We start from the raw sequence: 24,306 nt of genomic DNA, 5'->3' as shown, positions 1-24,306 counted from the left end.
CTCAGTTGGTGTTCTCAGAGGTCAGTGCCCGGCGCAACATGTCCGGGATCGGGATGGCCTGGTGCGTGACCAGCGAAGTCGTGACCAGCACCTGACGCACCTGCATGCGCAAGTCGCCCTCGGTGCCCGTGCACGCCAAAGCCAGGGTGAGCGACTTGTCGCCCAGGCGCTCCAGATCGAGGCTGAGCGTGACGGCGTCGCCCATTCGGCTGATGGCTCGGAAGTCGGCCTCCAGGCGAACGGTGGGCAGGCCTTGGCGCAGGGTCCCGATGTAGCCGGCAAAGCCCAGCTCGGGCAGCAGCTGATCCACCCAGGCCTCCAGAAGGTCGTTGAACATCACGAAGTACTGGGGGTAGAAAACGATGCCGGCCGGGTCGCACTCCGAAAAGCGGATGCGATGCGAACGACTGAAATGACGGGGGTTCATGCAAAAGCTCCTTCCAGGTTGAGGTCATGGCGGGCCAGTCGTTCGCGCAACTGCCGGCCGTGCTCGTCGGCCAGGGCCGCCTCGCGCAGTTCACGCAGGATCGATGGCGCCAGCGACGGGCCATGGCGGTCCACCACCGCCATGAGGGTTTCGTAGTTGCGCAGGCCCCGCGCATGGGTGTCGCTGTAGCCCTTGACCAGGCGCTGGCAGCGGGCGGCCTCCAGGGCCAGTGCGGGGTCGATGGCGACCAGCCCGCGGATGCGCTGCAGCCAGGCCTCGATGCGCTGGTTCTCCAGCTGGAAGCGCAGCGTCGTGCGCCGGCCGCTGCGCCAGCGCGCCAGCAGGTACAGGGTCAGGAAGCCGCCCAGCGAGCTGGTCCGCACGATGCGGCCCTCCCGCGTGAAGCGCGCCACCAGACGGTGCACGGCGTGGGGTCGGGCCAGCCACCGACCGAGTGCGGCGGGCAGGGTTTCGCAGATCTCCTCCAGGCGCGGGTGCATGAACTCCTGGATTTCCAGGACCTGATCGGCCTTGGCATGCACTTCGTCACTGACCCGCTCGAAACGGCTGCCACGGGTCTTGAGATCGGCCACGCGGATCACATCCTCATAGGACATCCACAAGGCCAGGTGCTTTGCCGTCTCGGCCAGCAGCAGCTCATCGACCCCGTGCACCTTCGCCAACGCCTCCAGGCGATCGAGATAGAGTGCTCCATAGGCCACGTCCTGGTAATCGATGAGGCGCCTCAGGCCTTCGAGCGCAGTGTTGGCCACGGTGGCCGGGTAGCGCTGAACGCGCGCCACCAAAGGCTTCAGCTCAGCCTGTTGGACCTGCACACCCTGGGCCGGCCTGAGTTGGGGCCTGTCGTCGGCAAGCTGCTCCGGAGCCGATGCCCGGGCCCGCTCCCAGCCCGCGGCAAACGCCTTCAGACTGGGCTTGACGCCGACACCGCCACGCTCGATGGTCTTCTCGAACTGCTGTCGGTTGAAGGGCAATGCTTCAGAGCCACACAAGGCGCCGAACAACACGGCGCTGATCACACTGCCCGTGCGCTCGGCCACGGCCGCCATGTCGAAGGCAACGAAGGCGCGCGCAGCCTTGCGCGATTGCGCCAACAGCGCATCCCCGTCCACGCGTCCATCGCCCATGGCCATCTTTTCGGCCATGGAATAGACCCGATGGGTCGAGGTGATCAGCGTGCTGCGATCGGGCGTCACAAAGCCCCGCTGCACGGCACGCCCCGCCTCCATGAGCTCCGAAGCCATCACGATGTCCACATCGCCGGGCATGGGCGCCTGCGCCAGCACCGGCAACCGGGCCGCCGGGGCGTCGGCGCCCGGGAACAATTCAACGTAGTAAATGGTCGCGCCGGTGCGCTGGGCCACGCCGGCCACCGAGGTGGTCTGGGCGAAATAGCCGTTGGCTTCGCCAAGGTCGACGATCCAGTCGGCCAGCACGCCGCCACCCTCGCCGCCCATGGCAAGAATGGCGATCTTGATCGGTTCAAGAGACATCAGAGGACTCCAATAGACAAGAGAGAAAAAGGCCCGCCGCTCAAGCGGCCTGCTGCTTCGGCAGCAGAAGCACGGCCAGGGCAGCCAGGACGCCGACCAGTGCGAAGGTGACGAAGTTGGCGCTCGGACTCCAGCCGGCACCGGCCACGAAGCCACCCAACAGGGGGCCACTCACGGCACCCAGCCGCGAGAAGGACAAGCCCCATCCCGTGGCCGCGGCCCGGACCGTGGCGGGGTAATAGCTGGCCAGGTGGCCCGTCAGGATCAGGGAGGCCGAGATGCTGCCCAGCCCGGCCAAGGCGACCAGGGCATAGTTCACCCACAGGGAGTGCGGCGACATCAGGGCCGCGATGGACGCGGCGCCCAGCAGGTAGAAAAAGCTGACCGTTCCCCGCACGCCCAGGCGATCGGCCAGGCGGCCGATGAACAAGCCCCCGATGGCCGAGGCCAGACTGAAGACGATCAGGAACAGCAGACTGGACCCGATGTCGTACCCGCTTTTGTGCATGATCGAGGGCAGCCAGGTATTGAGCCCATAGATCAGCAAAAGACCGCAGAACAGGGCGGACCAGAAGCAGATCGTGGCCCGCAGATGTCGACGGGCAAACACCTCGCCGAGCAGTTCGCGCCAGGCGCCTCGGCCGCAGTCCTGCGTGGGCTGAAGCCGCGGCAGTCCGACACCGCCCAGGCGGGCGGCCAGGGCCTGGGCCTCGGCGAGTCGGCCCTTGCTGACCAGGTACTCCAGCGATTCAGGCAAGGCCTTGGCCATGGGCCACAGCAGCAGCAAGGGCAAGGCCCCGGCCGCGATCACGCCACGCCAGCCGAGCTGCTGCAGCAACTGCATGCTCAAAAAGGCGGCAGTCAAGATGCCGAAGGAATAGCCCGAGTACATCAGCCCGTAGTTGAAGCTGCGCCGCTCCACGGGCGAGTACTCGATGGTCAGGGCGGCCGCGACCGGAATCACGCCCCCCAGCCCCAGCCCACCGACCCCACGGAACAGGGCAAACAAACACGGTGTGGGCGCCCAGGCGGCCCCGGCCATCGACAAGGAGAACAGCCCCACACAGGCCAGGAGCATGCGGCGGCGCCCCAGGCGCTCGCTCAGCGTGCCGACGACCAGGGCGCCCAGCAACATGCCGACCAGGGCATAGCTGCTGAGGGCCCCCAGCTGCAGGGCACTCAGGTTCCACTGGCGGTCGTCGGCCATCGCGGGCAGCACGGCGCCCATGACCCCGACGTCGTACCCCTCGAACAGGATGGCCAGCCAACACACAGCCAGAACGCGCAGCGTGACCGCGCGCCGAGGGGCAGCCCCCTGGACGTGGGTTGGGGCGGATTTCAGAACAGCCATCTCATGCGCTCCAGGTTTGAAACAAGGGGATCCAACAGGCGGGGTTCAGAAGGCATACCGCTCCCGGCGACGCGCCTCCAGGCGCTGCAAGCCGCCGATGACCAGGCCGCGCAGGCGCTGGCGCAGGCGATCCCAGCGGGTCGGGTTGCTGACGATCTGGGCCCTGTAGAAAGAGGGGCACAGCACGGCGGCATGGGCGACCTCGCCGCAGTTGCCGCAGCCCACGCAGCTGTCGATCACCATGGCAACGGGATCGGATCGGAGCGGATCGGGGTTGGTGCGCATCGAAAGCGATGGGCAGCCCGACAATCGAATGCAGGAGTGGTCGCCTGTGCAGGTGTCCGGATCGACGCCGAAGCGCTCGCGCACCACGCGTTGGCCGTCCGCCAACGCCTTGCGCACCTGCTTTTTCTCGCGCCGCTGCTTGTTGAGCATGCATTCGCTCTGGGCGATCAGCACCTTGGGCCCTGGCGTCTGGGTGGTGAGGGCCTCCCGCAGGGCGCCCATCATGGCTTTGAGGTCATAGGTGCGCCGGACCGTCTGCACCCAATCGACACCCACCCCTCTGACCGCCTGCTCGATCTCGTGCCCCGTGCTGCGTGAGGCGTTCACCGCCCTGGAGGAGGGGATGTCCTGCCCCCCGGTGGCCGAGCTGTAGTTGTTGTCGATGATCAGCGTGAGGTTGTCGCTGCGGTTGAAGACCGAGTTGACAATGCCGCTGCTCAGGCCGTTGTGCCAGAAGCCCCCGTCGCCCATCACGGCAATGGCCCGCTTGCCTGCAGGCGCGCTGCCGGGCACCGCATTGAGTGCGGCAGCCCCGGCAGCACCCAGGCCATAGCCCATCGTGGTGTTGCCCAGGTTGAAGGGCGGCAGGATGGAAAACAGATGGCAGCCGATGTCTGCGCTGAAATGATGCGGGCCCAACTCGCGCTCGATCAACTTGATCGCCGTGAAGATCGGCCGCTCGGGGCAGCCCGTGCACAAGCCGGGTGGGCGCGAGTGGACGATGTCCTCCAGCGGCGCCAGATCGGCAGAACCTTCTGCGACCACCACCGAGGCGCCAGGCGAAGCCTCCGCGACCAGTGGGATCACCCGACGCTGAGGCTGCTTGGCGGGCTCCGGCGCGATCACGCCGTATTGCGTCAGGAAGGCACGCACACCGGCCAGCACCGTCGCACTGTTGTAGTCCCCGGCCAGGGGCAGGACATCCTTGCCGTGCAAAGCAGTCTGCAGGCCCCGCTGGCGCAGGATCGCAGCCACGTTCTGCTCCACGAAGTTGGGCTGCCCCTCCTCGACCACCAGCAGCGCGCGCTTGCCTTGGCAGAAGCGTTCGAATTCTTCGTCCACCAGGGGGTAGGTGACGTTCATCACATACAAAGGCACCTGGGTGTCGCCATAGGCATTGGCCAGGCCCAGCTTCTGCAGCACACGTATGACGGTGTTGTAGTTGCCCCCTTGCAAGGCGATCCCGACGTCGCTGGCGTCCTCAGCGAAAAACTCGTTCAGCGCCCGTTCCTGGATGAACTTCAGGGCCGCAGGCCAGCGCTTCTGGATCTTCTCGCGCTCATGCAGAAAGCTGGCTGGCGGCAAGACGATGCGGTCCAGGTCACGCACCGGGTTCTCAAGGGCATCCTTCACCGTGAAAGCCGGGGCGCGGTTGTCCGAGGCCACGAAGCGGCCGTGCAGGTGACAGGATCGGATGCGCATCTGCAACATCACCGGCGTGTTGCTGGCTTCCGACAGGTCGAAGCCATCTTTGACCGCCTTCACGATGCAGGGCAGGTTGGGACGCGGATCGAGCAGCCACATCTGCGACTTCATGGCAAAGGCATGGCTGCGCTCCTGCATGATGGAAGAGCCTTCGCCGTAGTCCTCGCCCACGATGATCAGGGCGCCCCCCGTGACGCCGCCCGAGGCCAGGTTGGCCAGCGCATCGGACGCCACATTGGTGCCCACCGTGGCTTTGAAGGTGATGGCACCGCGCAGGGGGTAATTGACGGACGCCGCCAGCATGGCGGCCGCCGTGGCCTCGCTGGCGCTGTTTTCGAACCGGATGTGGTGCTCGGCCAGGATGTCCTGGGCATCCGACAGCACGTCCATGAGGTGCGAAATGGGTGACCCCTGGTAACCCCCGACATAGGCCACGCCCGATTCCAGCAAGGCCTTGGTGACGGCCAGAATGCCTTCGCCGCTGAACACCTCGCCAGCGCCCATGCGCAGTTTCTTTACTTCGTCGACAAATGATCTTTCCGCCATGGTGATTTCCGCTTGTTGATTCCCGGCTGATGCCCGGATGAACGTACTTTCGTTGCCCCAACAGGCGGCGTCAATCCATGATTAATCATGCAATTGAGCTTTGTGCGATCTTTGGATAAGAGAGCTCTTTAAACGGATACACCGGCCCCACCCAGCCACGCATTGCACGGCGCATGGGCGGCGCATGAGCTTGGCGGCGCTGGGGCCAGGCCCACTGCCCCTGGCGGAAAATGCTTCTTCACGACTGCCTGTTCCGCTTTATTCCATCAGGCTTTGCGCAATACGGACAAGTTACGCAGGATCTGGACAGGCACGCCTTTGGTGCGTTGCAGTCCGCACCTCATGGCGCTCCCCAATAGAAGTGCGCAGCCGGTGAAAGCTGATTCGAATTGGTGAATACCCGGGTTGGAATGCACCGAAATCGGATGTTCAATTCATCCAATTTCATGTTTTGACGGGCATCAAATTTGCATCTGAAGTTTTCGGAGGCCAGGCGTTCGGAACCCCATGGCCATCCGAATCAGAGTTGAGCCCAGTGCGAGGAGCACCGCGATGTTGCACACACACCACCCCCTTCATTCGTCATCGAATCCGATCCTGCTCGACACCCCGAAGCGGCAGCTCTTCGCCTCAGTGGATCTCGATGAAACCAGAGCCCTGGTGAGCCATGTCATGAAGCCCCATGAACTCGGGGTGTTGGGTAACAGCCAGCGTCTGGATGCGCGCATGTACCACGCCGGCCTGGGCGACGTGACGATCAGTCGCCTGCGCTATGGCGCCAGCGTGCGGATCGAGCCCGGCCAGCTCGAGGATTTCTTTCTGATTCAGATGCCCTTGGCCGGCTGTGCCCAGATCGATTGCGGCGCGCAGCATGTCGACTCAACGCCGGAGATCGCGTCGGTGCTGAGCCCGCAGGAAGACACCCGCATGCACTGGGCCGCGGATTGCGACCAGGTGCTGATCCGCATCGCCCGCCCCCTGGCCGAACGCACGCTTGCCGCCCAGCTGGGGCATGAACTGGAGGAGCCTCTGGTGTTTCAGGCCGATTTCCGCTGGCGCGAAAGCACGGCCTGGCGGGCGCTGATCAGCTACCTGTGCGAATGCGTGACGCTGGAGGCCGGATTCGAACAGCACAAGCTCATCGTGCACCAGATGGAACAGCTGGTGACCGGGACCTTGCTGACCACCCACCGCCACAACTACAGCGATGCAGCCCCCGCCCGGGTCACGACCGTGCTTCCCCGCCATGTCCGCAGGGTTCAGGACTACCTGCGGGCCCACGCCCATGAGACCATCGCGGCCGATCAGCTGGCCCGGATCGCCGGGGTCAGCCTGAGAAGCCTGTACGCGGGCTTCAAGGACTTCACGGGCACCAGCCCCATGCAGTACCTGAAGGACATCCGGCTCGACCGGGCCCGGGAAGAACTGCTGGCCGGGCACACCAGCAATGTGGCGGGCGTGGCGCTGCGCTGGGGCTTTGCCCACATGGGCCGCTTCAGTGTGGAGTACAAGGCCCGCTTCGGTGAAAGCCCGAGCCAGAGCCTGCGGCGTCACTGACGCTGGTGCGCCGAGCAAAAAAAGGGGGCCGATCAGGCCCCCTCAAAACTCGCAAGACAAACCCGTGCCGGTCAATCAGAACGGCAGCGTGGCCTTCACATACAGCTGAGACCCCTCAGGGCGGTTGCGCACATGGCTCTCTGACTGCCACTTGAGGGTGAACAGCCAGCCCTTGTCGTTGGCGTAGCGCACCGAGGGCCCGAAGCCGATCGCCCGGGCCTTGCCAGTGCCGCTGGCAGGGCCGCTGTCTTCACTGATCTGCTGGAAGACATGACCCCCAACCCCCAGCACCCAGCCATTGCCCAACCCCCAGCCCGCGCTGTAGTCGGCATGAAGTGCACGGCCAGATCGGGTGCGCGTGTCATCGTTGCGCCCGTTCAGATCCAGCATGAGCTTGAGGTCTGCGTTCAAGCCGCTGGGCTGGACCTGGGTCAGGGCCAACAGCGGTTGCACCACCCAGTAGTTCTTGCCCAGGCTGGAGGGGTCATTGGCGCTGTACTGGCCGGTCGGCGCGGTGACATCGACCCCGAACAAATAGTGCAGTGAAGGCGAGGCGTGGTAGCCGACAGCGGTGCCCACCGTGATGTCCCCCAGACCCCGACTGCTGGCACGCATGGCACCGGCCCGGAAGTCCACATCCAGCAGCGGAGCGATGGCATGAAAGGCCAATTGCCCACCGAGCACTTGCTGCTGGGTGACCCAGACAGCCCGCGGTGCCAGGACGTTCACCCGGATGTTGAGGTCCGGCACCAGTGATTGACCGCTGGAACCTCGCACCGTGTCGTACCGAGCCGTTCCCGCATAGGTCAGAAAATGCACACCGGGAGGCGGCAAGGCTCCCACCAGGTAGTTCTCGAGTCCATCGGGATAGGCACCCAGGCCATTGCCTTCGGTGGCCTGGGCCGCGAGGGCCGCCGATGCCAGAGCGAAGGCGGCGACGAGGCGGCAGCGGATGTGGGGGCGTTTCATGTGATTCTCCTTTTCACGATGTGTGGGCTAAAAAATGACCGGCCACCAACTTGGCGGAGTGTCCGGAAGGGGCTCGCCGCCGCGAAGTCTTGTGCTCAACGGCGCGCCAGAGCCTGTGCGACCAGCCAACCCGAGCCAGCGCCCAGGCCTGGGCCGGGGTGCGTGCTGGCGCCGATGTGGAACACATTGCGCACGGGGGTGCGATGGCCGCGGGCGCCCTCGGCACCCGCGAACGGACGCAGCCAGAAGAACTGGTCAGGGGAGCAGCTGCCGCTGTAGATGTCACCACCGACCAGATTGGGGTTGAGGTGTTCAAGATCGGCCGGCGAATAGGCTCGCCTGCCGATCAGGCGCTTTCCAAGCCCTGGCATGACAGCCTCCAGGCGTGCCTGAACGCGGTCGGCCATGGCCTCGCGCACCGCGGCATTCCACTCACCGTCGGCAGGGATGGCGATCTGCCCGGCGGCATCGCCCTTGAGTCGGCGCGGCAACTCTTGCATCTGCACCCAGAGAATCCAGCCCCCCGCAGGCGCCCGTGAGGGATCGACCGCCACAGGCTGCCCCACCGCCAGCGTGGGGCGGGCGGGAAGCCATCCGTTGTTCGCTTCAGTCACGCTGGCGCAGACCTGCTCCAGGCTCTCCGTCAGGTGCACCAGAGGAACCTGCGCCAACTCGGGTTCACACCAGTCTGGTGGTGCGTTCAAGGCGAAGTGGATCTGCATGCCCCCTCGCCCGTAACGGTAGGCAGCAGCCCGTTCACGCACCACGGCCGAGACGCCGGGCAACAGCCCCGTGTAGAGTTGCTGGGGGGTGACGTTGCACACCACGGTCTCGCGTGCCAGAAAGGTCCGCCCGCCGGCGATCACGCCGGTGGCACGGGTCTGCCGGCCCGCGCCTTCGGTGACGACCCGCTCGACGGCGACGTTGGCCAGCAGGCGTCCGCCATGGTGTTCAATCACGCGCTGCAGCGCCTGGACCAGTTGGGTGCCCCCACCGCGAACCACCGGCATGCCCCCCGCCACCACGGCAGCGAAGGTCAGCTTGCCGATCAAGGCCGATGTGGCGTCGTCCGGCCCCAGGCCGCTGTGCAGCACCCACGGGGCCATCATGGCCCGCATGTCGTCGCTTTCAAGGCTGCGCTCGGCCCAGCGCCGGAACGGCTCCAGGGCCCCACGCGCGAAGTCGAGCAAGCCATCCAGGCCACGCTGGCGCCACTCGCTGAACAAGAGCTTGAGAATGCCGAGGCCATAGGGGTTCTGCCCCAGCAGGCCAAAGGTCAGCGCGGCGTCGGCCCCGAAAATCTGTTGGGCCATGGCCTGCAAGGCTGCCGCATCCGAGGGGGAGACCTCCGCGATGCGACGGTGGGCCTCATCGAGCCCCTGCTTGAGCGCGATGCCTGTCCCATCCGGTCGAACCAGCCCGGTGGCATAGTCGTTCTGAAGAAACTGCAGGCCTTGCTTTTCCAGCAGGGGACGCAGTTCCGCATAGGCCGGACTGCCCACGAAGAGCGGATACCAGGATGAAAGCACCTCATGCTGATAGCCAGGGAAAAGCTCCTCGGTTCGGATGCAACCGCCAAAGCGGTCGTTGCGTTCAAGCACCAGCACCGACTTGCCCCGCGTGGCCAGCAAGGCTGCACAGACCAGGGAGTTGATGCCGCTGCCGACAATGATGACCTGGGGAGTGTCGTCTCGGGACATGACAGGCTTTCCGATCAGGCCACCAGGGCCAGCACCCGCAGGGGGCTGCCAGAGCCACCCTCGATCTTCAAGGGGGCCGAGATGATGAGCGCGCCCTGCGCCGGCAACTGATCCAGGTTCTTCAGGCACTGCAGGCCGAACCGGTTGGCGCCATGCATCAAGGTATGGCACGGATAGGCCAGTGGCCAGGCATAGGCCTGCCCGGCATCGGTGTTGATGGTCTCGACACCAAAGCCATGCACCTGGCGCTCATGGATCAGCCACTCCACCGCCTCCTGCGTGGGCCCGGGCGTGTGGGCACCGTCTTCTCGCAGGCTGAGAAACGCTGCGGGGTCGGAGGCCTTGAGAGACCAGTTGGTTCGCAACAACAACCAGGCGCCGGCAGGAATGCGACCGTGCTTCTGCTCCCATGCCTGCAGGAAGTCCACGGTCAGCAACCAATCGGGATCGCGGGCCACCTCGGCACTGGCGTCCACCACCGCGGCAGGTGCAATGAAGCGGCTGGGGTCGATCGTGTCCACCGTGTTGGCAGGGTGGTCACGGCCTGTGATCCAGTGGACCGGTGCATCGAAATGCGTGCCCGTGTGCTCGCCGCAGGAGAAGTTGTTCCAGTACCAGCCTGGTCCGGCTTCGTCGTAATGCGAGATCCGCTCTTTGCGAAAGCCCTGCACCTGCCCGAACTGGGGGGGCAGTTGCAAGGCCGGGAACGATTCAGACAAGGTCTGGGTCAGGTCGACGACGCGCACCTGGCCGCTGGACAACAGAGTGGACAAGGCCGACAGGGAGAAATTGCTCATGGGGGTTCCTCGTTTCGATTCGTGGGTCAGGTGAAGGCCCGGAACACCGGGCCCGATTCAGGCCGCCACCGGGGCGTGCAAGGCGGCAAAGCGGCCCGCGTGGAACACCAGCGGGTCGGCCGGTGCGCCATCGGTGCGCAGCACCCGCCCCACCAACAGCAGGTGGTCCCCCGCCATCTGCTGCTGATCACTCAGGCAGACCAGCGTGGCCACCGCGCCCTGGATGGCAGACACCCCCTCCGGGGCCTCGCGCACGGCCACGCCCTCGAACTTGTCCACGATGGTGGGGTTGGCAAACCGCCGGGCCAGGGCCTCCTGGTCGCTGCCCAGGACATTGATCGTGAAATGACGGCAGTCGCGGAACACCTCCAGATTGGGCGAATGCCGCACCAGGCTCCACAGCACCAGCGGTGGATCGAGCGAAAGCGAGGCAAACGAATTGATGGTCAAGCCGACGTTGCGCCCATCGGGTGTGCGCGTGACCACGATGGCCACCCCGGTGGGGTAGCTGCCCAGGACCTGACGCAATTCCTTGGACTCGAAATCGACGCGGCCCCAGTGCGGTGCCGCGTCGGCAACGCCTCGGCCACTCTGGGCCGCGGTGGTGATGGCGGAGTTCATCGGCGCTCCTTCAAGCGGCCACGGGCTGGGCCAGGTGCTCGTTGACCAGCGCATCGCAGGCCTGCGCGTCGGCCCACCATGGGAAATAGCGCGGCGGATGGTTGAAGCCATTGGCAATGGTGCTGGCCAGCGAGGGCGACTGCCCGGCAGCCCCCAGCAGGCCGAGGATGTGGGGCGGCGGCGGGGTCAGCAGCGAGTTGGTCCACTGCACCACCCAGCGCGCGTAGTCCCAGAACTGCTCGAACGTGGCTTCCATCCACTCGCGGGTATAGGGCTGGCTGCCGTGGGCCACGATGGCGTCAAGATAGACCTTGGCCGCTTTGGTGGCGTTGTTGGAGCCTTGCCCCGTGATGGGGTCGTTGGTGGCCACGGCGTCGCCAAGCCCGAACACCAGACGGCCCGAGGGCAGCGTCAGCACAGGCTTGCGCACCGTGGGTGCGAACGCACCCGCCAGGATGCCTTTGTCGTCCGTGAGTTCGGCCTGGGCCGCCCGGTCCGCCTCCCAGGGCAGGTACTGCGTCAGGAACCGTTTGCTCGCCGCCAGGTGTTCCTGCGGCGTCTTGACGTCACGCCAGAAATCCAGCGCGCCGCCGGGCACGCCCTCAAACACCATGATGTCGCAAGGCCCGCTCAGGGTCAGGGCCGGAAACACAAAGTACTCGCCCACGCCGGGAATCAGGTTGAACGACACCTGCGAATGCTCGGCGGTCGGCTTCAGACCGTGCACATAGGTCAGTGCCAGGGAGCGCTGGGGCTTGTCGAACGGCGAGCGGGCCGCATCACGCTCGAAGAGCTTGACGACTTCGCCCTTGCCGGCCGCCAGGATGACCAGGTCGTGGCTGTCCGCCAATGCTTCCAACTCGGCAATGCCGGCATCCTGGATCAGCAACTTGCCACCGCGCGCCTCAACCTGCTCCAGCCATGCAGGCATCTTCAAACGCTGGTCGACAGCCTGCGCAGGACGCTCCAGGCGTGCGCGCCAATCGATGACCTTGGCGCCCGGCTCTGCCGGATGGGGCACGGTGAAGCCAATCCCTTCGACAGGGGGGCACTCGGCCTCCCAGTTGTTGATGCCCAGATCACGCTCGACCTGCAAAGAATTGTCGAACATGCATTGGCTGGACATCACCTTGCCTTGGCGAATGTCCTCCGGGGTCCGGTTGGTCACCACCGTGACCTCGTAACCCTGATCAAGCAGTCCAAATGCGAGCGGCAGGCCAGCCTGGCCCCCACCGACGATAGCGATGCGTTGCATGGAAATCTCCTGTTGAATGAAAAGAGCGGCGGCGCGAATCAGGCGGCCAGACGGGGAATGGCGGGCACGGCCTGTTCGGGGCCCATGGCGGAGTAGCCGCCATCGACCGCATAGTCGGCACCCGTGACAAAGCTGGCGCGAGAGGACAAGAGAAAAGCCACCACCTGGGCCACCTCCTGCGGATCGCCAGCCCGGCCGAGCAAGTGGTAATCAGCGGCCACCTGGTCGGTTTTGGCGCGATCACCGCCTGTCATCTCATCCATCACACGCGACCAGGTCCAGCCCGGCGACACGGAATTGACGCGGATGCCATCTGCCGCAAAGTCCATGGCCATGCTGCGCGTGACCTGCACCAACGCGGCCTTCGAGACGGGATACAACCACCGACCCGTCTGAGCCACCTTGGAGGAAATGCTGGTGAAATTGACGATGGCACCGCCGCCGGCCGCCAGGAGGTGAGGACGCACGGCCCGGGCCGCCATCACCGCACTGACCAGATTGATGTCCAGCGCCTTGAGCCAATCAGCACGACCCGATTGAGCACCGTCATCAAGGTAGGTCGCCGCCAGATTGACCAGACAGTCAATGCGCCCGAAATGGGCAGCCACATCAAGCACACCCTTCTCGAGTTGCGCATCCTGGCTGATATCCACCGGCCAGAATCGTGTGCTCTCAGGCGACGCGGCGGCCACCTGATTCCCACGCTCCTCATCAATGTCAAATACGGCAACCCGTGCACCAGCGGCACGCAAAGCCTCAACCACGGCGGCTCCGATGAGGGTTGCCCCACCCGTGACAATCGCCACCTTCGAATTCAGTTCTGTCGTCATCACTACCCCAAGATCAGCCTTGGCTCCCACAGGATGGCGGGCTTACCAATGTGCAAGCACGATTGCGCTTGTCGTGCTTTGATCGTCGTGTACTGGGGTCTTCCGGACTAGCCGAGGTTGGCTGCGGGTGTCCAGAAAATGCGGCTAGTCGACAGGGCGCAGGGCACGTTTCTGGGATCGGTCCCTGGAGGATGGCGGACAAGACCGCCAATGCTTGAATTGGGGCAGATGCTCAGCGCGTCAATAGCGGTGGAGCTGGGCCAGGAGACAGCCCAGGATTTGGCGTCCCTGCGAGGCAAGGCCACCTCTCTGGGAGGCATGCGACCGACATGCAGCCTCTTGGATGAGCAAGGGCATCTGGCCCTGGGGAAGTTCCCCGGTGTGAGCGACGAGCGCAACGTGACCCGCGCGGAAGTGCTGGCACTGACGCTGGCCCGACGGGCCGGCATTGATGCCGCCCACGCAATGGCAGTTGTCGCCCACCTTCGACATCCACCCCAGGCCGGACAAGGAGCGCGGGTACAAGACCTGGTTGAGTGAAGACACTGGGCCTATCACCCGCCTTGCTCAACTGATGGGGCAAGCCTCGCAGTTCGCGCTGAACCGAGAGCAGGCCAACGCAAGGACTTGGGTGCGTGGGTGAGCACGGCCTCACACCGAAGCGATCTACTCAAACACCGGCCGGAAAAAGCTGCGCTCATAGCTGAGGATGCAGCGCGTGTCTTCGGCCAGCTTGAAGGCGGCCTGGCATTCAGGGTCGGTCTGGGAGCGGATGCGGTAGGCCTCGTAGGCGGCCAGCGAGGGGAAGGAGAACGAGGCCAGGGCGATGTTGTTGGCGCCTTCTGAGGGCAGCAGGTAGCCGTGGTGAATGCCGCCCAGGCGGTTCACCAGGGCGATCCAGAGCTTGCCGTAGTGCTCGAAGGTCTTGAGTTGGGTGGGGTCGATGACGTAGCGCAGGTGGCAGGTGATCATGGGGTTGAGCGAGGGGGGTGGTCTGTCTTGGAGCGGCCAATATACCCGGCCTTTTGGCCACCACGGACACCCTGCGCCCCTCTCGCTTCAGCCGCCCTGCAAGGCCTGGCCGTAAAAGGCCTCGCCGCCCATCTGGCCGCCCTTGAGGATAAGTTCCAGCCCGTCGCGGCGGGGGTTTGCGGACCAAGCCCGGCACAGCGGGGCACCGGGCGTGACGCGGGCCAGCACGATGAGGGCTTCGATGCCCAGCACGCTGGCCACCTCGCCTGAGCTGTCACCACCGGCCACCACCACGCGCTGCAGGGGGTGCTGGTCGAGCAGGCGCCGCATGACCTCGGCCAGGCAGGCGCCCACGGCGCGGGCCGCCTCGGCACGGCTCAGGCCGGCCCGGGCGGCATGCTGGTCAAAGGCCAGCACCTCGGGGTCGTCCGGGCCTTCGGCGCTGAAGACCACGGCGCTGCGCCCGGCCGACAGGGCCGCACCGGCCAGCGCCAGCACGCGTTGCAGTTCGGCCTCGCGCCGGTCGGGCAGCAGGCAGGCTGCGATGTCCAGCCGCTCGGTGGCAAAACCATGGGCCCGCGCCCAGCGGATCTGGCTGGCCGAGACGGGCGAGCAACTGCCGCACACGGCCGCAATCATGGGCACGGGGGCGGCCTCGGGCAGGCCCGTGCTGGCGGGCAGCCAACCCTGGCTGCGCCAATAGGCGGTGAGGGCATAGCTCAGGCCTGAAGACGAGGCGCTGAACAGCCCATGGCCGCGTTGCGTCCAGACCAGGCGACCGGCCTCCAGCAGGGTCTCGTCATCCATCACATCGATGAACACGATCGGGGCCCCCGCCTCGGCCTGGCGGCAGACCGTGAGCTGGGCATGGGCATCGCCGGCCTTCAGTTGCACCATGTCGACCAGGCCCGTGCGGCGCGGGGTCTGGGCGGCCAGGTGGCGGCGTAGATCGGATTCGCCCATGGGGGTGACCGGGTGGCGCGACATGGTGGGGTGGCGGTCCAGCCGGTAGCCCACGCCGTCCACGGCGGCGAACAGGTGGCCGAACACCTGGTAGCGGCGCAGCCGGGGCGCGCCCACCACGGTGGGGCTCCAGTCGCCGCCCATGTGCTGCAGCCCGATGTCGATGGCGCAGCCGATGGAGCCGATGGCGGGCGATGAGTCAAAGGTGGAGCACACCTTGTAATGCAGGATGGGCGCGCCCAGCGCCTTCAGGCTGGCAAAGGCCTGGGGCAGGTGGGCGGCCATCCACTCGGGGCTGCGGCCGCGCGACGAGCCCGCCAGCCCCACGCAGCGCACGCCCGGGAAGCGCTGCAGGGCCTCGGGCGTGGGGGGCTGCAGAAAGAGCACGGTGGGCACGCCGGCCGCGGTCATGGCCTCCATGGCATCGGTGGAGCCTGTGAAGTCGTCGCCGTAATAAGCCAGCAGCAGGCCGTCGGCCAGGGTGTCTTCAGACGCGCTCATCGCCAGAACCCCAGGGCCTGGGCCAGGGCCGGAGAATCCAGCGCGGCCCGCTCCAGTTCAATGCCCTCTTGCGCCGCCTGCCAGGCATCGCGAAACGATTGCACCCCTGCGGCCACGCCACCGGGGTGGCCGAAGATGCCGCCGCCAGCGGTGTGGATCAGGTCGGCACTGCCCAGGCCGGCAAAGGTGTCGTGGGCCTGCAGGCCGGTCTGGCCCGAGCTGAACACCGGCATGGCCGTCATGGCGGCGCTGTCCATCACCGGGGCCAGCACAGCGCGGGCCGCGGCCATCACGCTGTCGTCGGCTTCGCTGAACTTGTTGCGCAGGCCGTTCACGTGCAGGTGGTCGGCCCCGGCCAAGCGCCACAGCTTCTGCCAGGGCGCGTAGTCAAACCCCAGTTGCGGCGAGCGGCTCAGGTAGCCCCAGCCGGCGCGGTGGGCATGGATGGGCAGCTGGGCGTGGCGGCGCAGTTCGGTCATGCCGACCAGGCCGATCGAGTTCAGGCAGGCCATCACACAGCTGCCGCCCTCGGCCAGCACCAGGTCGTGGCGGCGCTTCATCTGGTCCAGATTGCCGGTCAGGTTGAAGGCCACCATGGGCATGCGGCCCAGGCGGTCGGCTGCGGCCCGCACCACGCGCATGACGGCCTTCACGCGCTCGTCGAAGGGGCAGGCCGGGCCGTCGGCCTGCAGCTCGTCGTCCTTGATGAAGTCGATGCCGCCGTCCACCAGCAGTTGCACCTGCTCGGCCGTCTGCTGCACGCTCAGGCCCACGCTGGGCTTGATGATGGTGCCGATCAAGGGCCCGCTGTGCACGCCACTGAGCCGGCGTGTGCCGGCCACGCCAAAGGCCGGGCCGGGGTAGGCCTGGGCAAAGGCCGGGGGCAGTTGCAGATCGATCAGGCGCAGGCCGGTGACGCAGCGCAGCTCGTACAGGTTGCCGGCGATGGTGGCCATCAGGGTGGGCAGGCAGGGGCCCAGGTTGGCCAGCGGCCACGACAGCTCCAGCAGCGCCCGCGTGTAGCGCCCGTTGGCCGCGGGGGCCGGCGTGGGCAGGCTGGGCACGGTGCTGTGGTCGAGGATCTGCAGGCGCTCGACCCGGGCCCCGGCCCGGGCCTTGAGTTCGGGCGTTTCGGTGGCCAGGGCGACAAAGGTGCCGCTGGATTGTTCACCGGCAATCACCTCGGCGGCTCGGGCCGGGTCGTCGCCCGTCTCCAGCCAATAGGTGGCGTGTATGCGTTCCATGGGGGTGGCCTTGCTCAGGTGATGCGGCGGATGCTTTCGGCGATTTCTTCGCGCTCGAAGACCTTGATCCAGTCGTCGCGCATCAGGCGGGGCTTGCCGAAGGTGATGGCCTTGTTGCAGGCGTCCGAGAAGGCGCCTGGGATTTCCTTGAAGATCACCGCGGCCAGGATGTTCATGTGGCCCAGCAGAAAGTCGCGCGCGCACTCGGCCGGCACACCGCGGCGCACGGTTTCGTCCATGGCTTCGCGCATCACATCCAGCAGGGTGGCGCAGACGGTTTCCGACAGGCCAGGCTCCAGCAGGGCCATCTGGTCCACCGTCAGGCGGTACGAGTTGAGGATGGGGGCGTAGATGGTCTTGGCCAGTTCTTCGCCCAGGTCAAAGGCCGACTCGGGGCCCTGCATCAGCGCGCTGGTGATCGACTGCTTGGCAAAGCCGCCGCCAAAGTAATCCTTGCGCGCGGCTTCGCTGGTCTCGTTGTTGTAGATGGGCGGGTGGCAGGGGTGGGCCACGAAGTAGGTCAGGTCGGCCCGTTGCGGCAGGTGGCCGGCAAAGGGGGCGGCGGCGTCGAGCACCATCACCATGGTGCCGGGCTTGAGCTGGGGCTCGATCTGGTGCGAGATCTTGCCGATCAGGGTGTCGGGCACGGCCAGGATGACCACGTCCACGTCCTGCAGCGCTTCTTCGGTGCTGACCACCGACAGGCCCAGTTCATCGCGCAGGCGTTGCTGGCCGGCCGCACCGGGCTCGACGTGGGCCACGCGAAAACGTGAGTTGAGCAGGTTCATGGACAGGCGCACGCCCATCTTGCCGCCGGCGCCAAACAAGGCAATTTTGGGGTTCATGTGGAGTTCTCCTTGAGGTGGGTGGGCCCGGCTTCGGGCCCTTGCAGAAATGAAAGGCTGCGCTGCGCGCAGCAGAGGGGTCAGGCCAGCGCCGCGGCGCGGGGCATGGGGGCGTGGGCCACCTTGATCACCAGCACACCGGCCAGCGCCATCAGCGCGCCCACCACGAACATGGGCAGTTGGTAGCCGCCGCTGCTGTCTTTCAGCGCGCCGGTGATGAAGGGGGCTGCAAAGCCGGCCAGGTTGCCCACGGTGTTGATCAAGGCCAGGCCGGTGGCAGCCCCGGCACCGCTGAGGAAGCGCGCCGGCAGCGACCAGAAATTGGGCAGCGCGGCAAAGATGGCGCAGGCCGTGACGGTGATCACCGCCACGGTGGTCACCGGCGACTGCATGTACAAGGCGCAGGGGATGCTGGCCGCCCCGATGAAGGCGGGCAGCCCGACATGCCAGCGCGACACCCCGTGGCGGGTGGCATGTTGCGTCGCCAGGTACAGGGCCACGGCCGCTGGCAGGTAGGGGATGGCCGTGATCAGGCCCTTCTGGAACACGTTGAACTTGCTGCCGAACTGGGCTTCGAAACCGCCGATCACCGTGGGCAGGAAGAAAGCCAGGGCATACAGGCCGTAGATGAAGCCGAAGTACACCAGGCTGAACAGCCACACCCGGCTGTCGCGCAAGGCCAGGCCCGGATGGGCGCCAGGTGTCTTGGCCTTCTGGCGGGCCTCCTGGGCCAGCTCGTCGGTCAGCCAGCGCTGCTCTTCGGCGCTGAGCCAGCGGGCGTCGCTGGGCTTGTCGGCCAGGTAGAACCAGGCGATGAAGCCGACCACGATGGCCGGCACGGCCACGCCAAAGAACATGATGCGCCAGCCGGCCAGGCCGAACAGGCCATGGGCCTCGATCAGCAGCGCCGCCAGCGGGGCACCGATCACCGTGGTGAGGGGCTGGGCCAGGTAGAACAGGCCCAGGATGTGGCTGCGGTAGCGCGCCGGCACCCACTGGCTGAGGAACAGGATGGCCCCCGGAAAAAAGCCCGCCTCGGCCACGCCCAGCAGAAAGCGCAGCGTGTACAGGCCCTCGACGTTGCTCACCCAGGTGAACAGCAGGGCCACCACGCCCCAGCTCACCATGATGCGCGACAGCCAGCGCCGGGCGCCGTACTTGTGCAGCGCCAGGTTGCTGGGGATCTCCAACACGATGTAGCCCACAAAAAAGATGCCTGCAGCCATGCCGAACTGCGCCGCCGACAGCGCCAGGTCCTTGCTCATGCCATTCGGGCCGGCGAATGAGATCGCGGTGCGATCCAGGAAGTTGATGAAAAACATCAAGGCCACAAAGGGCACGAGCCGCCACGACACCTTGCGGATGGCGCTTTGCTCCACGGTTTGGACAGAACTGTTCACGAAGTCTCCTCGTTGTTTGGGGGCCGCCCCAGGCTCGGGTGCAGGCGTTTTTCAGCTGGTCTGATGAACTGGTGTGATGAGTAGACCATTGAATGAAAAAGTCCCGCACTGGGGTTTTCACGGAGGGCGCCAAGCAGGCCAGAAATGGGCTGCGCCGGGGCTGCAGGGCGAGGCGCCGGCCGGGCCATAATCGAAAATCGCCCATTTCGCCCAGCCCCTGACAACGAGCCCGCCCTCCATGACCGAACCGATCCAGCGCCGCAAACTGTTCCAGGAGGTTTTGGATCGCCTGATGGCGCGCATCCGCTCAGGCGACATCCCGCCGGGCGGTCAGTTGCCGTCCGAACGCGAGCTGATGGAGGAGTACGGTGTCGGCCGCCCTGCGGTGCGCGAGGCCCTGCAGGCCCTGGAGCGCTCAGGCATCGTGGAGATTGCGCACGGCGAACGCGCCCGTGTGGTGGTGCCGACGGCAGACAGGCTGATCGGGCAGATCGCGGGCGGCGCCATGCACCTGCTGCGCAGCCAGCCCGATTCGCTGGAGCACCTGAAGGATGCCCGGCTGTTTCTGGAGACCGGCATGGCCCGTCTGGCCGCCGAACGCGCCACCGAGGAAGACATCGCCCGGCTGCGCCTGGCCGTGGCGCGCCACCGCGCCTCGCTGAACGACCTGGAGAAGTTCATCGAGCTGGACATGGCCTTCCACCGCGAACTGGCCACCGTCAGCGGCAACCCGATCTTTCCGTCCATCGTCGAGGCCCTGTTCCGCTGGGCCGGCGAGTACTACCAGGCCATGGTGCGCGCCCCAGGGGTGGAAGACCTGACGCTGGCCGAACACGACCGCATCGTGGACGCCATCGCCCAGCACCAACCTGAGGCCGCCGCCGAAGCCATGCGCGCCCACCTGACGCGCGCCAACAAGCTCTACCTGAAGCCGCAGGGGCAGGGCAACTGAGCGCTGCGAGGCGACCACCGGACAGGCTGGCAGCACCTGCCTGCCAGACGGCGTCTTTCACACGTGAATACCCGAGAGCAGCAGAAGGCACCGGCACATCACAGTGAACCAATTGGTATCCATCAATCACATGAATGACTTATTTGTGATCGCATGTAACTTGATGTGAGTCAAATGAGCGAGGAGGCCGAGCGGTGCCGACCCGTTTCACCCGCCCTGTATCCACTTTGTAAACCGATGCTTCATGAAGCGTGAAGCAAATCGAGGCCAAGGCAGCACGGCGTCAACTCGTTTACATACCGATACTTTTTGGCCACCGGGTAAGCCACCCCCTCCCTAGCATCCGCTCCACCTGATGCGCCTTTTGTCGGATTCATCTTGCACGGTGCAGCTCAGGCAACCCCTCCAATCCAAACGCTTTTGAGGAGACCCCGCATGCCGACCTACACGCTGAATGTGAACGGAAAGTCTTACAGCGCCACCGTGGCGCGATCCGACATGCCCCTGCTGTGGGTGCTGCGCGACGTGCTGAACCTGACCGGCACCAAATACGGCTGCGGCATCGAGGTGTGTGGCGCCTGCACCGTGATGGTCAACGGCCAGCCCGAGAAATCCTGCGACATGGATGTGAGCTCGGCCGTGGGCAAGCAGATCACCACCATCGAAGGCCTGTCGGCCAACCGCAGCCACCCGGCCCAACAAGCCTGGATTGCCCACCAGGTGCCGCAGTGCGGCTACTGCCAGTCAGGCATGCTGATGTCGGTGGCCTGCGCCATGAAGGCGGGCCACCACGGCAGCTCCATCCTCGATGAGGTGCAGAACGTCTGCGTGTGCGGCACCTACCAGCGCATCAAGACTGCGGTCAGCACCCTTTGATCGGAGAAGCACCATGGACACCGCAGTCAACAAGATGAACCGCCGCCAGTTCATTGGCAGCACGGGCCTGTCGATCGGCGTGGCGCTGCAATTCGGCAGCCGTGCCACCGACGCCCAGGGCGCCAGCGTCACGACCCAGACCGTCAACAGCTGGCTCAACATCGGCAGTGACAACAGCATCTCGCTGTCGATTGGCGTGACCGAAATGGGCCAGGGCACCTTCAGCACGCTGGGCCAGGTGATGGCCGAAGACCTGATGGTGGACTACAGCCGCATCCAGCTGCGCCAGGGCGGGCCGGTCTACAACGTGTCACCGGCGCCCATCGGCTCGGCCATCGTGACCGCCGGCTCCAGCTCCACCCGCAACAACTACTGGAAGCTGCGCGACGCCGCGGCCATCGCGCGCGAAACCCTGGTGCAGGCGGCCATGAATGTGCAGGGCGATACCGCCCGCGCCAACTACACGGTCAGCAATGGCGTGATCACGCACACCAGCGGCAAACAGTTCAGCTATGGCGACGTGGCCGGCGCTGCTGCACTGCTGCCCCCGCCCACCAGCGCCCCGCTGGTGCCCGACACCCAGCTCAAGGTGATCGGCCAGAGCCTGCCGCGGCAGGACATCCCGAGCAAGGTGGACGGCAGCGCGCAGTACGGCATTGACGTGCGACTGCCCAAGATGGTCTATGCGGTGATCCGCCACTGCCCCACTTTTGGCGGTACGCTGTTGTCGCTGCCTGCCACCCCATCGGGCGCACTCGCCGTGGTGCCGGTGCGGGTGAGCACGGGCACCGGGCGCGGCTTGGATGTGGCGGGCAATGTGAATGCCGTGGCCGTGGTGGGCCCCACCACCTGGGATGCCATGCAGTCAGCCCGCAGCCTGAACCTGAAGTGGACCCTGCCGAGCAACGCTGCGGCCATGAACACCACCCAGTTCTTTGCCGACGCCCGTGCGCTGGCCCAGTCGGCGCCCGCCTATGTGGCCGGTGCCAGCAACCCGCCGGGCACGCTGTACACCGTGGAAAGCGCAGGCGACGCCGACACCGCGCTCACCCAGGCCACCCCCGGCAGCCAGCTGCTGGATGTGAGCTACCAACTGCCCTATGTGCCCCACGGCTGCATGGAGGTGCTGAACTGCACGGTGGACTACGTGGCGGGCGTCAGCTGCACGGTCTATGCGCCCACCCAGGTGGCCAATTCGGCCCTGGCACTGGTGGTGCAGCTGACCGGGTTGACGGCCGACAAGATCACCTTCCACACCACCCTGCTGGGCGGTGGCCTGGGCCGCAAGGCCGAGATCGATTTCATCGCCCAGGCCGTGCAGGTGGCCATGGTGGTGCAGCGCCCGGTGATGCTGGTGTGGCCGCGCGAGGAAGACTTCAGCCACGACCAGTACCGCCCCATGGGCCTGGTGCGGGCCCGCGCCCGGGCGGATGCCACGGGCCAGATCGTGGGCTGGACCTACCGCAATGTGTCGCCGTCGATCAGCGGCCAACGCGGTCGCACCCTGCCCGCCACCGGCGACAGCCAGGGCTACGAGGGCTCGAACGCCCTGCCCTACGTGATGGGTGCGCGGCGCGTGGAATGGGTCAGCCACACCGCCCCCATCCCGGTGGGCTACTGGCGCTCGGTGGGGGCCTCGATCAACACCTTTGCCGTCGAATCGATGATCGACGAGCTGGCCTGGGCCTGCAAGCTGGACCCCTACCAGTTCCGCCGCAACCGCATCACCGATGCGCGCTGGCTGGCGGTGCTGGATGCCGCGGCCACCCTGGGCAACTGGAGCGCCGCCACAGCGGCCGGCACCGCCCGGGGCATCGCCATCGGCACGGCCTTCAACAGCATCGTGGCCATGGTGGTCGAAGTCAGCGGCAGCAGCACAGCCTCGTTCAGCATCCGGCGCGTGAGCGTGGTGATCGACTGCTATCTGCCGGTCAACCCCGGCAACATCGAGGCCCAGATCACCGGCGGCGTGGTGCATGGCCTGAACGCCACCTTGTATGGCCAACAGACCTTTGTGAACGGCGCTGCCCAACGCCGAAACTTCAACACCAACCCGGTGATCCGCCCCAAGCAGATGCCCCGCGTGGATGTGCAGATCATCCCGCGCCCGGCCAGCACCGACCGCAGCAAGGCCATGGGGGGCGTGGGCGAACTCGGCGTGCCCACCTTGGCCCCGGCGCTGGCCAACGCGCTGTACGCGCTGACCCGCCAGCGCGTGCGCAGCCTGCCGCTGTTCCCTGCAGCGACCATGGGCGACTGAGGGGGCTTGAGCGACCTGGCTGCTCAGGCGGGGACGGCAAGCCCCTGCCCAGCCTCATCGGCCACCTGCGCCGGCACCTGATCCCACCAGGCTGGCTCACCGATGGCAGCCCGCAGGTGGGCCATGAACAGACGCGCCCGCTGCGAACGGCCCCGGCCAGGGGCGCGCACGGCGTGGATGCCGGGCAGGCCGTCGGCCGGGGGCGCCGTCAGCTCGTGTGGGAACAGCGCCACCAGGCTGCCGTCGCGCAGGTGGTCGCTGACGACCCAGGTGGCGATGTGCAGCACGCCCAGGCCGCCCAGGGCGGCTTGCAGCATCCCGTCCTTGTCGTCGGTGCGAAAGCGCCCGCGCACCGCCAGCGGCTGGTTGCGGTTGACGCCCGCGTAGCGCCAGATGAAGGACGGCGCAGGCGGCGTGGCCACGCTGATGCATTCGTGCTGCAGCAGGTCCATGGGCGATGCCGGCCGCCCGGCCCGCGCCAGGTAGGCCGGGCTGGCGCAGGTGACCAGGCGCACCGGCGCCAGCAGCGTGGCCTGCAGATCGCTGTCGGGCAACACGCCGATGCGGATGGCCACATCCACACCCTGCTCTGCCAGGTCGATCACCTGGTCGCTGAGGTGCAGATCCACCTCCACGCCGGGGTACTGGTGCATGAAGCTGGCCACCGCCGGCACCACGTGTCGGCGCCCGAACACGGTGGGGGCCGCCACTGTCAGCGGCCCGCGGGGCAGGTCGTCCTGCTGGTGCAGCGCGTCGCGGGCGGCGGCGATCTCGCTGAGGATGGTGCGGGCGCGCGGCACAAACTGCTCACCCGCGTCTGTCAGGTGGATGCGGCGCGAGCTGCGATGGAACAGCGGCGTGCCCAGCTCGGCCTCCAGGGCATCCACCTTGCGGGTGACCGAGGACACCGCCACGTCCTGCTGGCGCGCCACCTCCGAGAAGTTGCCACTGGCGGCCACGGCGAGAAAGGTCTTGAGGGAATCGATCATGGAGCGGATGGGCACAAGCCCGGGTCA

20 protein-coding genes are annotated in these 24,306 nt (G+C 66.5%); 4 read left to right on the top strand and 16 right to left on the bottom strand.

Annotated features, from left to right (window positions below; translation table 11 throughout):
- Position 1: 1 nt before the first annotated feature.
- Genes L880_RS0101300 through L880_RS0101285 form a run of 4 tightly spaced genes read right to left on the bottom strand, consistent with a single transcriptional unit; the run spans position 2 to position 5,548 of the window.
- Positions 2-427 carry an acyl-CoA thioesterase gene (locus tag L880_RS0101300; RefSeq protein ID WP_027474122.1) on the bottom strand — a complete coding sequence of 142 codons (426 nt, stop codon included), beginning with the start codon at positions 425-427 and terminating at the stop codon, positions 2-4.
- Complete coding sequence (locus L880_RS0101295; protein ID WP_027474121.1) at positions 424-1,941, bottom strand: indolepyruvate oxidoreductase subunit beta family protein; 1,518 nt, start codon at positions 1,939-1,941, stop codon at positions 424-426. The genes L880_RS0101300 and L880_RS0101295 overlap by 4 nt, the downstream gene beginning before the upstream one ends.
- Before the next feature lie 40 nt (positions 1,942-1,981).
- A complete protein-coding gene (locus tag L880_RS0101290; RefSeq protein WP_051442939.1) occupies positions 1,982-3,292 on the bottom strand; it encodes an MFS transporter in 1,311 nt (436 codons plus the stop codon).
- Between the two features lie 45 nt (positions 3,293-3,337).
- Positions 3,338-5,548 carry a thiamine pyrophosphate-dependent enzyme gene (locus L880_RS0101285; RefSeq protein WP_027474119.1) on the bottom strand — a complete coding sequence of 737 codons (2,211 nt, stop codon included), beginning with the start codon at positions 5,546-5,548 and terminating at the stop codon, positions 3,338-3,340.
- Between the two features lie 507 nt (positions 5,549-6,055).
- On the opposite strand from L880_RS0101285, the gene L880_RS0101280 reads away from it, so the two are divergent.
- Positions 6,056-7,105 (top strand): AraC family transcriptional regulator, encoded by a 1,050-nt coding sequence (locus L880_RS0101280; RefSeq protein WP_157462527.1) that lies wholly within the window; start codon positions 6,056-6,058, stop codon positions 7,103-7,105.
- 75 nt (positions 7,106-7,180) lie between these two features.
- On the opposite strand, the gene L880_RS0101275 is transcribed toward L880_RS0101280, so the two are convergent.
- From L880_RS0101275 to L880_RS31205, 11 genes are all read right to left on the bottom strand, one after another.
- Positions 7,181-8,074 (bottom strand): SphA family protein, encoded by an 894-nt coding sequence (locus L880_RS0101275; protein ID WP_027474117.1) that lies wholly within the window; start codon positions 8,072-8,074, stop codon positions 7,181-7,183.
- A 95-nt stretch (positions 8,075-8,169) separates the two neighbouring features.
- Positions 8,170-9,774 (bottom strand): phytoene desaturase family protein, encoded by a 1,605-nt coding sequence (locus L880_RS0101270; RefSeq protein ID WP_027474116.1) that lies wholly within the window; start codon positions 9,772-9,774, stop codon positions 8,170-8,172.
- Between the two features lie 14 nt (positions 9,775-9,788).
- Complete coding sequence (locus L880_RS0101265) at positions 9,789-10,571, bottom strand: cyclase family protein (RefSeq protein WP_027474115.1); 783 nt, start codon at positions 10,569-10,571, stop codon at positions 9,789-9,791.
- 57 nt (positions 10,572-10,628) lie between these two features.
- Entirely contained in the window at positions 10,629-11,192 is a 564-nt protein-coding gene (locus L880_RS0101260) for a flavin reductase family protein (protein WP_027474114.1), read from the bottom strand.
- A gap of 10 nt (positions 11,193-11,202) precedes the next feature.
- Positions 11,203-12,447, bottom strand: a complete 1,245-nt coding sequence (locus L880_RS0101255) for a styrene monooxygenase/indole monooxygenase family protein (RefSeq protein ID WP_027474113.1) — start codon at positions 12,445-12,447, stop codon at positions 11,203-11,205.
- 38 nt (positions 12,448-12,485) lie between these two features.
- Positions 12,486-13,277 carry an SDR family oxidoreductase gene (locus tag L880_RS0101250; protein WP_043328062.1) on the bottom strand — a complete coding sequence of 264 codons (792 nt, stop codon included), beginning with the start codon at positions 13,275-13,277 and terminating at the stop codon, positions 12,486-12,488.
- 666 nt (positions 13,278-13,943) lie between these two features.
- On the bottom strand, positions 13,944-14,249 hold the full coding sequence (locus L880_RS0101240; RefSeq protein ID WP_027474110.1) for an NIPSNAP family protein: 306 nt from the start codon (positions 14,247-14,249) through the stop codon (positions 13,944-13,946).
- An 87-nt stretch (positions 14,250-14,336) separates the two neighbouring features.
- The gene (gene oiaK / locus L880_RS0101235; RefSeq protein WP_084460885.1) at positions 14,337-15,713 is read right to left on the bottom strand and encodes a 3-oxo-isoapionate kinase OiaK; all 1,377 of its coding nucleotides are present in this window, start codon (positions 15,711-15,713) and stop codon (positions 14,337-14,339) included.
- Entirely contained in the window at positions 15,710-16,957 is a 1,248-nt protein-coding gene (locus L880_RS0101230) for a ribulose-bisphosphate carboxylase large subunit family protein (RefSeq protein WP_027474108.1), read from the bottom strand. The genes oiaK and L880_RS0101230 overlap by 4 nt, the downstream gene beginning before the upstream one ends.
- A 14-nt stretch (positions 16,958-16,971) precedes the next feature.
- Positions 16,972-17,802 (bottom strand): phosphogluconate dehydrogenase C-terminal domain-containing protein, encoded by an 831-nt coding sequence (locus L880_RS0101225; protein WP_027474107.1) that lies wholly within the window; start codon positions 17,800-17,802, stop codon positions 16,972-16,974.
- Positions 17,803-17,882: 80 nt separating this feature from the next.
- Complete coding sequence (locus L880_RS31205) at positions 17,883-19,202, bottom strand: MFS transporter (protein WP_043328059.1); 1,320 nt, start codon at positions 19,200-19,202, stop codon at positions 17,883-17,885.
- Positions 19,203-19,440: 238 nt separating this feature from the next.
- Here L880_RS31205 and L880_RS0101215 point away from each other — a divergent pair, with 238 nt between their 5' ends.
- From L880_RS0101215 to L880_RS0101205, 3 genes are all read left to right on the top strand, one after another.
- A complete protein-coding gene (locus tag L880_RS0101215; RefSeq protein WP_027474106.1) occupies positions 19,441-20,154 on the top strand; it encodes a transcriptional regulator NanR in 714 nt (237 codons plus the stop codon).
- 435 nt (positions 20,155-20,589) lie between these two features.
- Complete coding sequence (locus L880_RS0101210) at positions 20,590-21,030, top strand: (2Fe-2S)-binding protein (RefSeq protein ID WP_027474105.1); 441 nt, start codon at positions 20,590-20,592, stop codon at positions 21,028-21,030.
- 13 nt (positions 21,031-21,043) lie between these two features.
- Entirely contained in the window at positions 21,044-23,290 is a 2,247-nt protein-coding gene (locus L880_RS0101205; protein WP_027474104.1) for a xanthine dehydrogenase family protein molybdopterin-binding subunit, read from the top strand.
- Positions 23,291-23,313: 23 nt separating this feature from the next.
- On the opposite strand, the gene L880_RS0101200 is transcribed toward L880_RS0101205, so the two are convergent.
- Entirely contained in the window at positions 23,314-24,279 is a 966-nt protein-coding gene (locus tag L880_RS0101200) for a LysR family transcriptional regulator (RefSeq protein WP_027474103.1), read from the bottom strand.
- Positions 24,280-24,306: the final 27 nt, after the last annotated feature.

The sequence above is a fragment of the Curvibacter gracilis ATCC BAA-807 genome (assembly GCF_000518645.1).
GTDB lineage: Bacteria > Pseudomonadota > Gammaproteobacteria > Burkholderiales > Burkholderiaceae_C > Curvibacter > Curvibacter gracilis.
Note: the sequence above shows the minus strand (reverse complement) of the source record. Positions and strands in the feature narration are given on the sequence as shown.

Excerpts from the sequence above, each read along its gene's own strand:
- L880_RS0101225 (WP_027474107.1), bottom strand. The coding sequence starts at position 17,802 with ATGAACCCCAAAATTGCCTTGTTTGGCGCCGGCGGCAAGATGGGCGTG.
- L880_RS0101300 (WP_027474122.1), bottom strand. The coding sequence starts at position 427 with ATGAACCCCCGTCATTTCAGTCGTTCGCATCGCATCCGCTTTTCGGAG.
- L880_RS0101270 (WP_027474116.1), bottom strand. The coding sequence starts at position 9,774 with ATGTCCCGAGACGACACTCCCCAGGTCATCATTGTCGGCAGCGGCATC.
- L880_RS0101295 (WP_027474121.1), bottom strand. The coding sequence starts at position 1,941 with ATGTCTCTTGAACCGATCAAGATCGCCATTCTTGCCATGGGCGGCGAG.
- L880_RS0101215 (WP_027474106.1), top strand. The coding sequence starts at position 19,441 with ATGACCGAACCGATCCAGCGCCGCAAACTGTTCCAGGAGGTTTTGGAT.
- oiaK (WP_084460885.1), bottom strand. The coding sequence starts at position 15,713 with ATGAGCGCGTCTGAAGACACCCTGGCCGACGGCCTGCTGCTGGCTTAT.
- L880_RS0101265 (WP_027474115.1), bottom strand. The coding sequence starts at position 10,571 with ATGAGCAATTTCTCCCTGTCGGCCTTGTCCACTCTGTTGTCCAGCGGC.
- L880_RS0101230 (WP_027474108.1), bottom strand. The coding sequence starts at position 16,957 with ATGGAACGCATACACGCCACCTATTGGCTGGAGACGGGCGACGACCCG.
- L880_RS0101285 (WP_027474119.1), bottom strand. The coding sequence starts at position 5,548 with ATGGCGGAAAGATCATTTGTCGACGAAGTAAAGAAACTGCGCATGGGC.
- L880_RS0101250 (WP_043328062.1), bottom strand. The coding sequence starts at position 13,277 with ATGACGACAGAACTGAATTCGAAGGTGGCGATTGTCACGGGTGGGGCA.
- L880_RS0101275 (WP_027474117.1), bottom strand. The coding sequence starts at position 8,074 with ATGAAACGCCCCCACATCCGCTGCCGCCTCGTCGCCGCCTTCGCTCTG.
- L880_RS0101240 (WP_027474110.1), bottom strand. The coding sequence starts at position 14,249 with ATGATCACCTGCCACCTGCGCTACGTCATCGACCCCACCCAACTCAAG.
- L880_RS0101260 (WP_027474114.1), bottom strand. The coding sequence starts at position 11,192 with ATGAACTCCGCCATCACCACCGCGGCCCAGAGTGGCCGAGGCGTTGCC.
- L880_RS0101210 (WP_027474105.1), top strand. The coding sequence starts at position 20,590 with ATGCCGACCTACACGCTGAATGTGAACGGAAAGTCTTACAGCGCCACC.
- L880_RS0101290 (WP_051442939.1), bottom strand. The coding sequence starts at position 3,292 with ATGGCTGTTCTGAAATCCGCCCCAACCCACGTCCAGGGGGCTGCCCCT.
- L880_RS0101205 (WP_027474104.1), top strand. The coding sequence starts at position 21,044 with ATGGACACCGCAGTCAACAAGATGAACCGCCGCCAGTTCATTGGCAGC.
- L880_RS0101200 (WP_027474103.1), bottom strand. The coding sequence starts at position 24,279 with ATGATCGATTCCCTCAAGACCTTTCTCGCCGTGGCCGCCAGTGGCAAC.
- L880_RS0101280 (WP_157462527.1), top strand. The coding sequence starts at position 6,056 with ATGGCCATCCGAATCAGAGTTGAGCCCAGTGCGAGGAGCACCGCGATG.
- L880_RS0101255 (WP_027474113.1), bottom strand. The coding sequence starts at position 12,447 with ATGCAACGCATCGCTATCGTCGGTGGGGGCCAGGCTGGCCTGCCGCTC.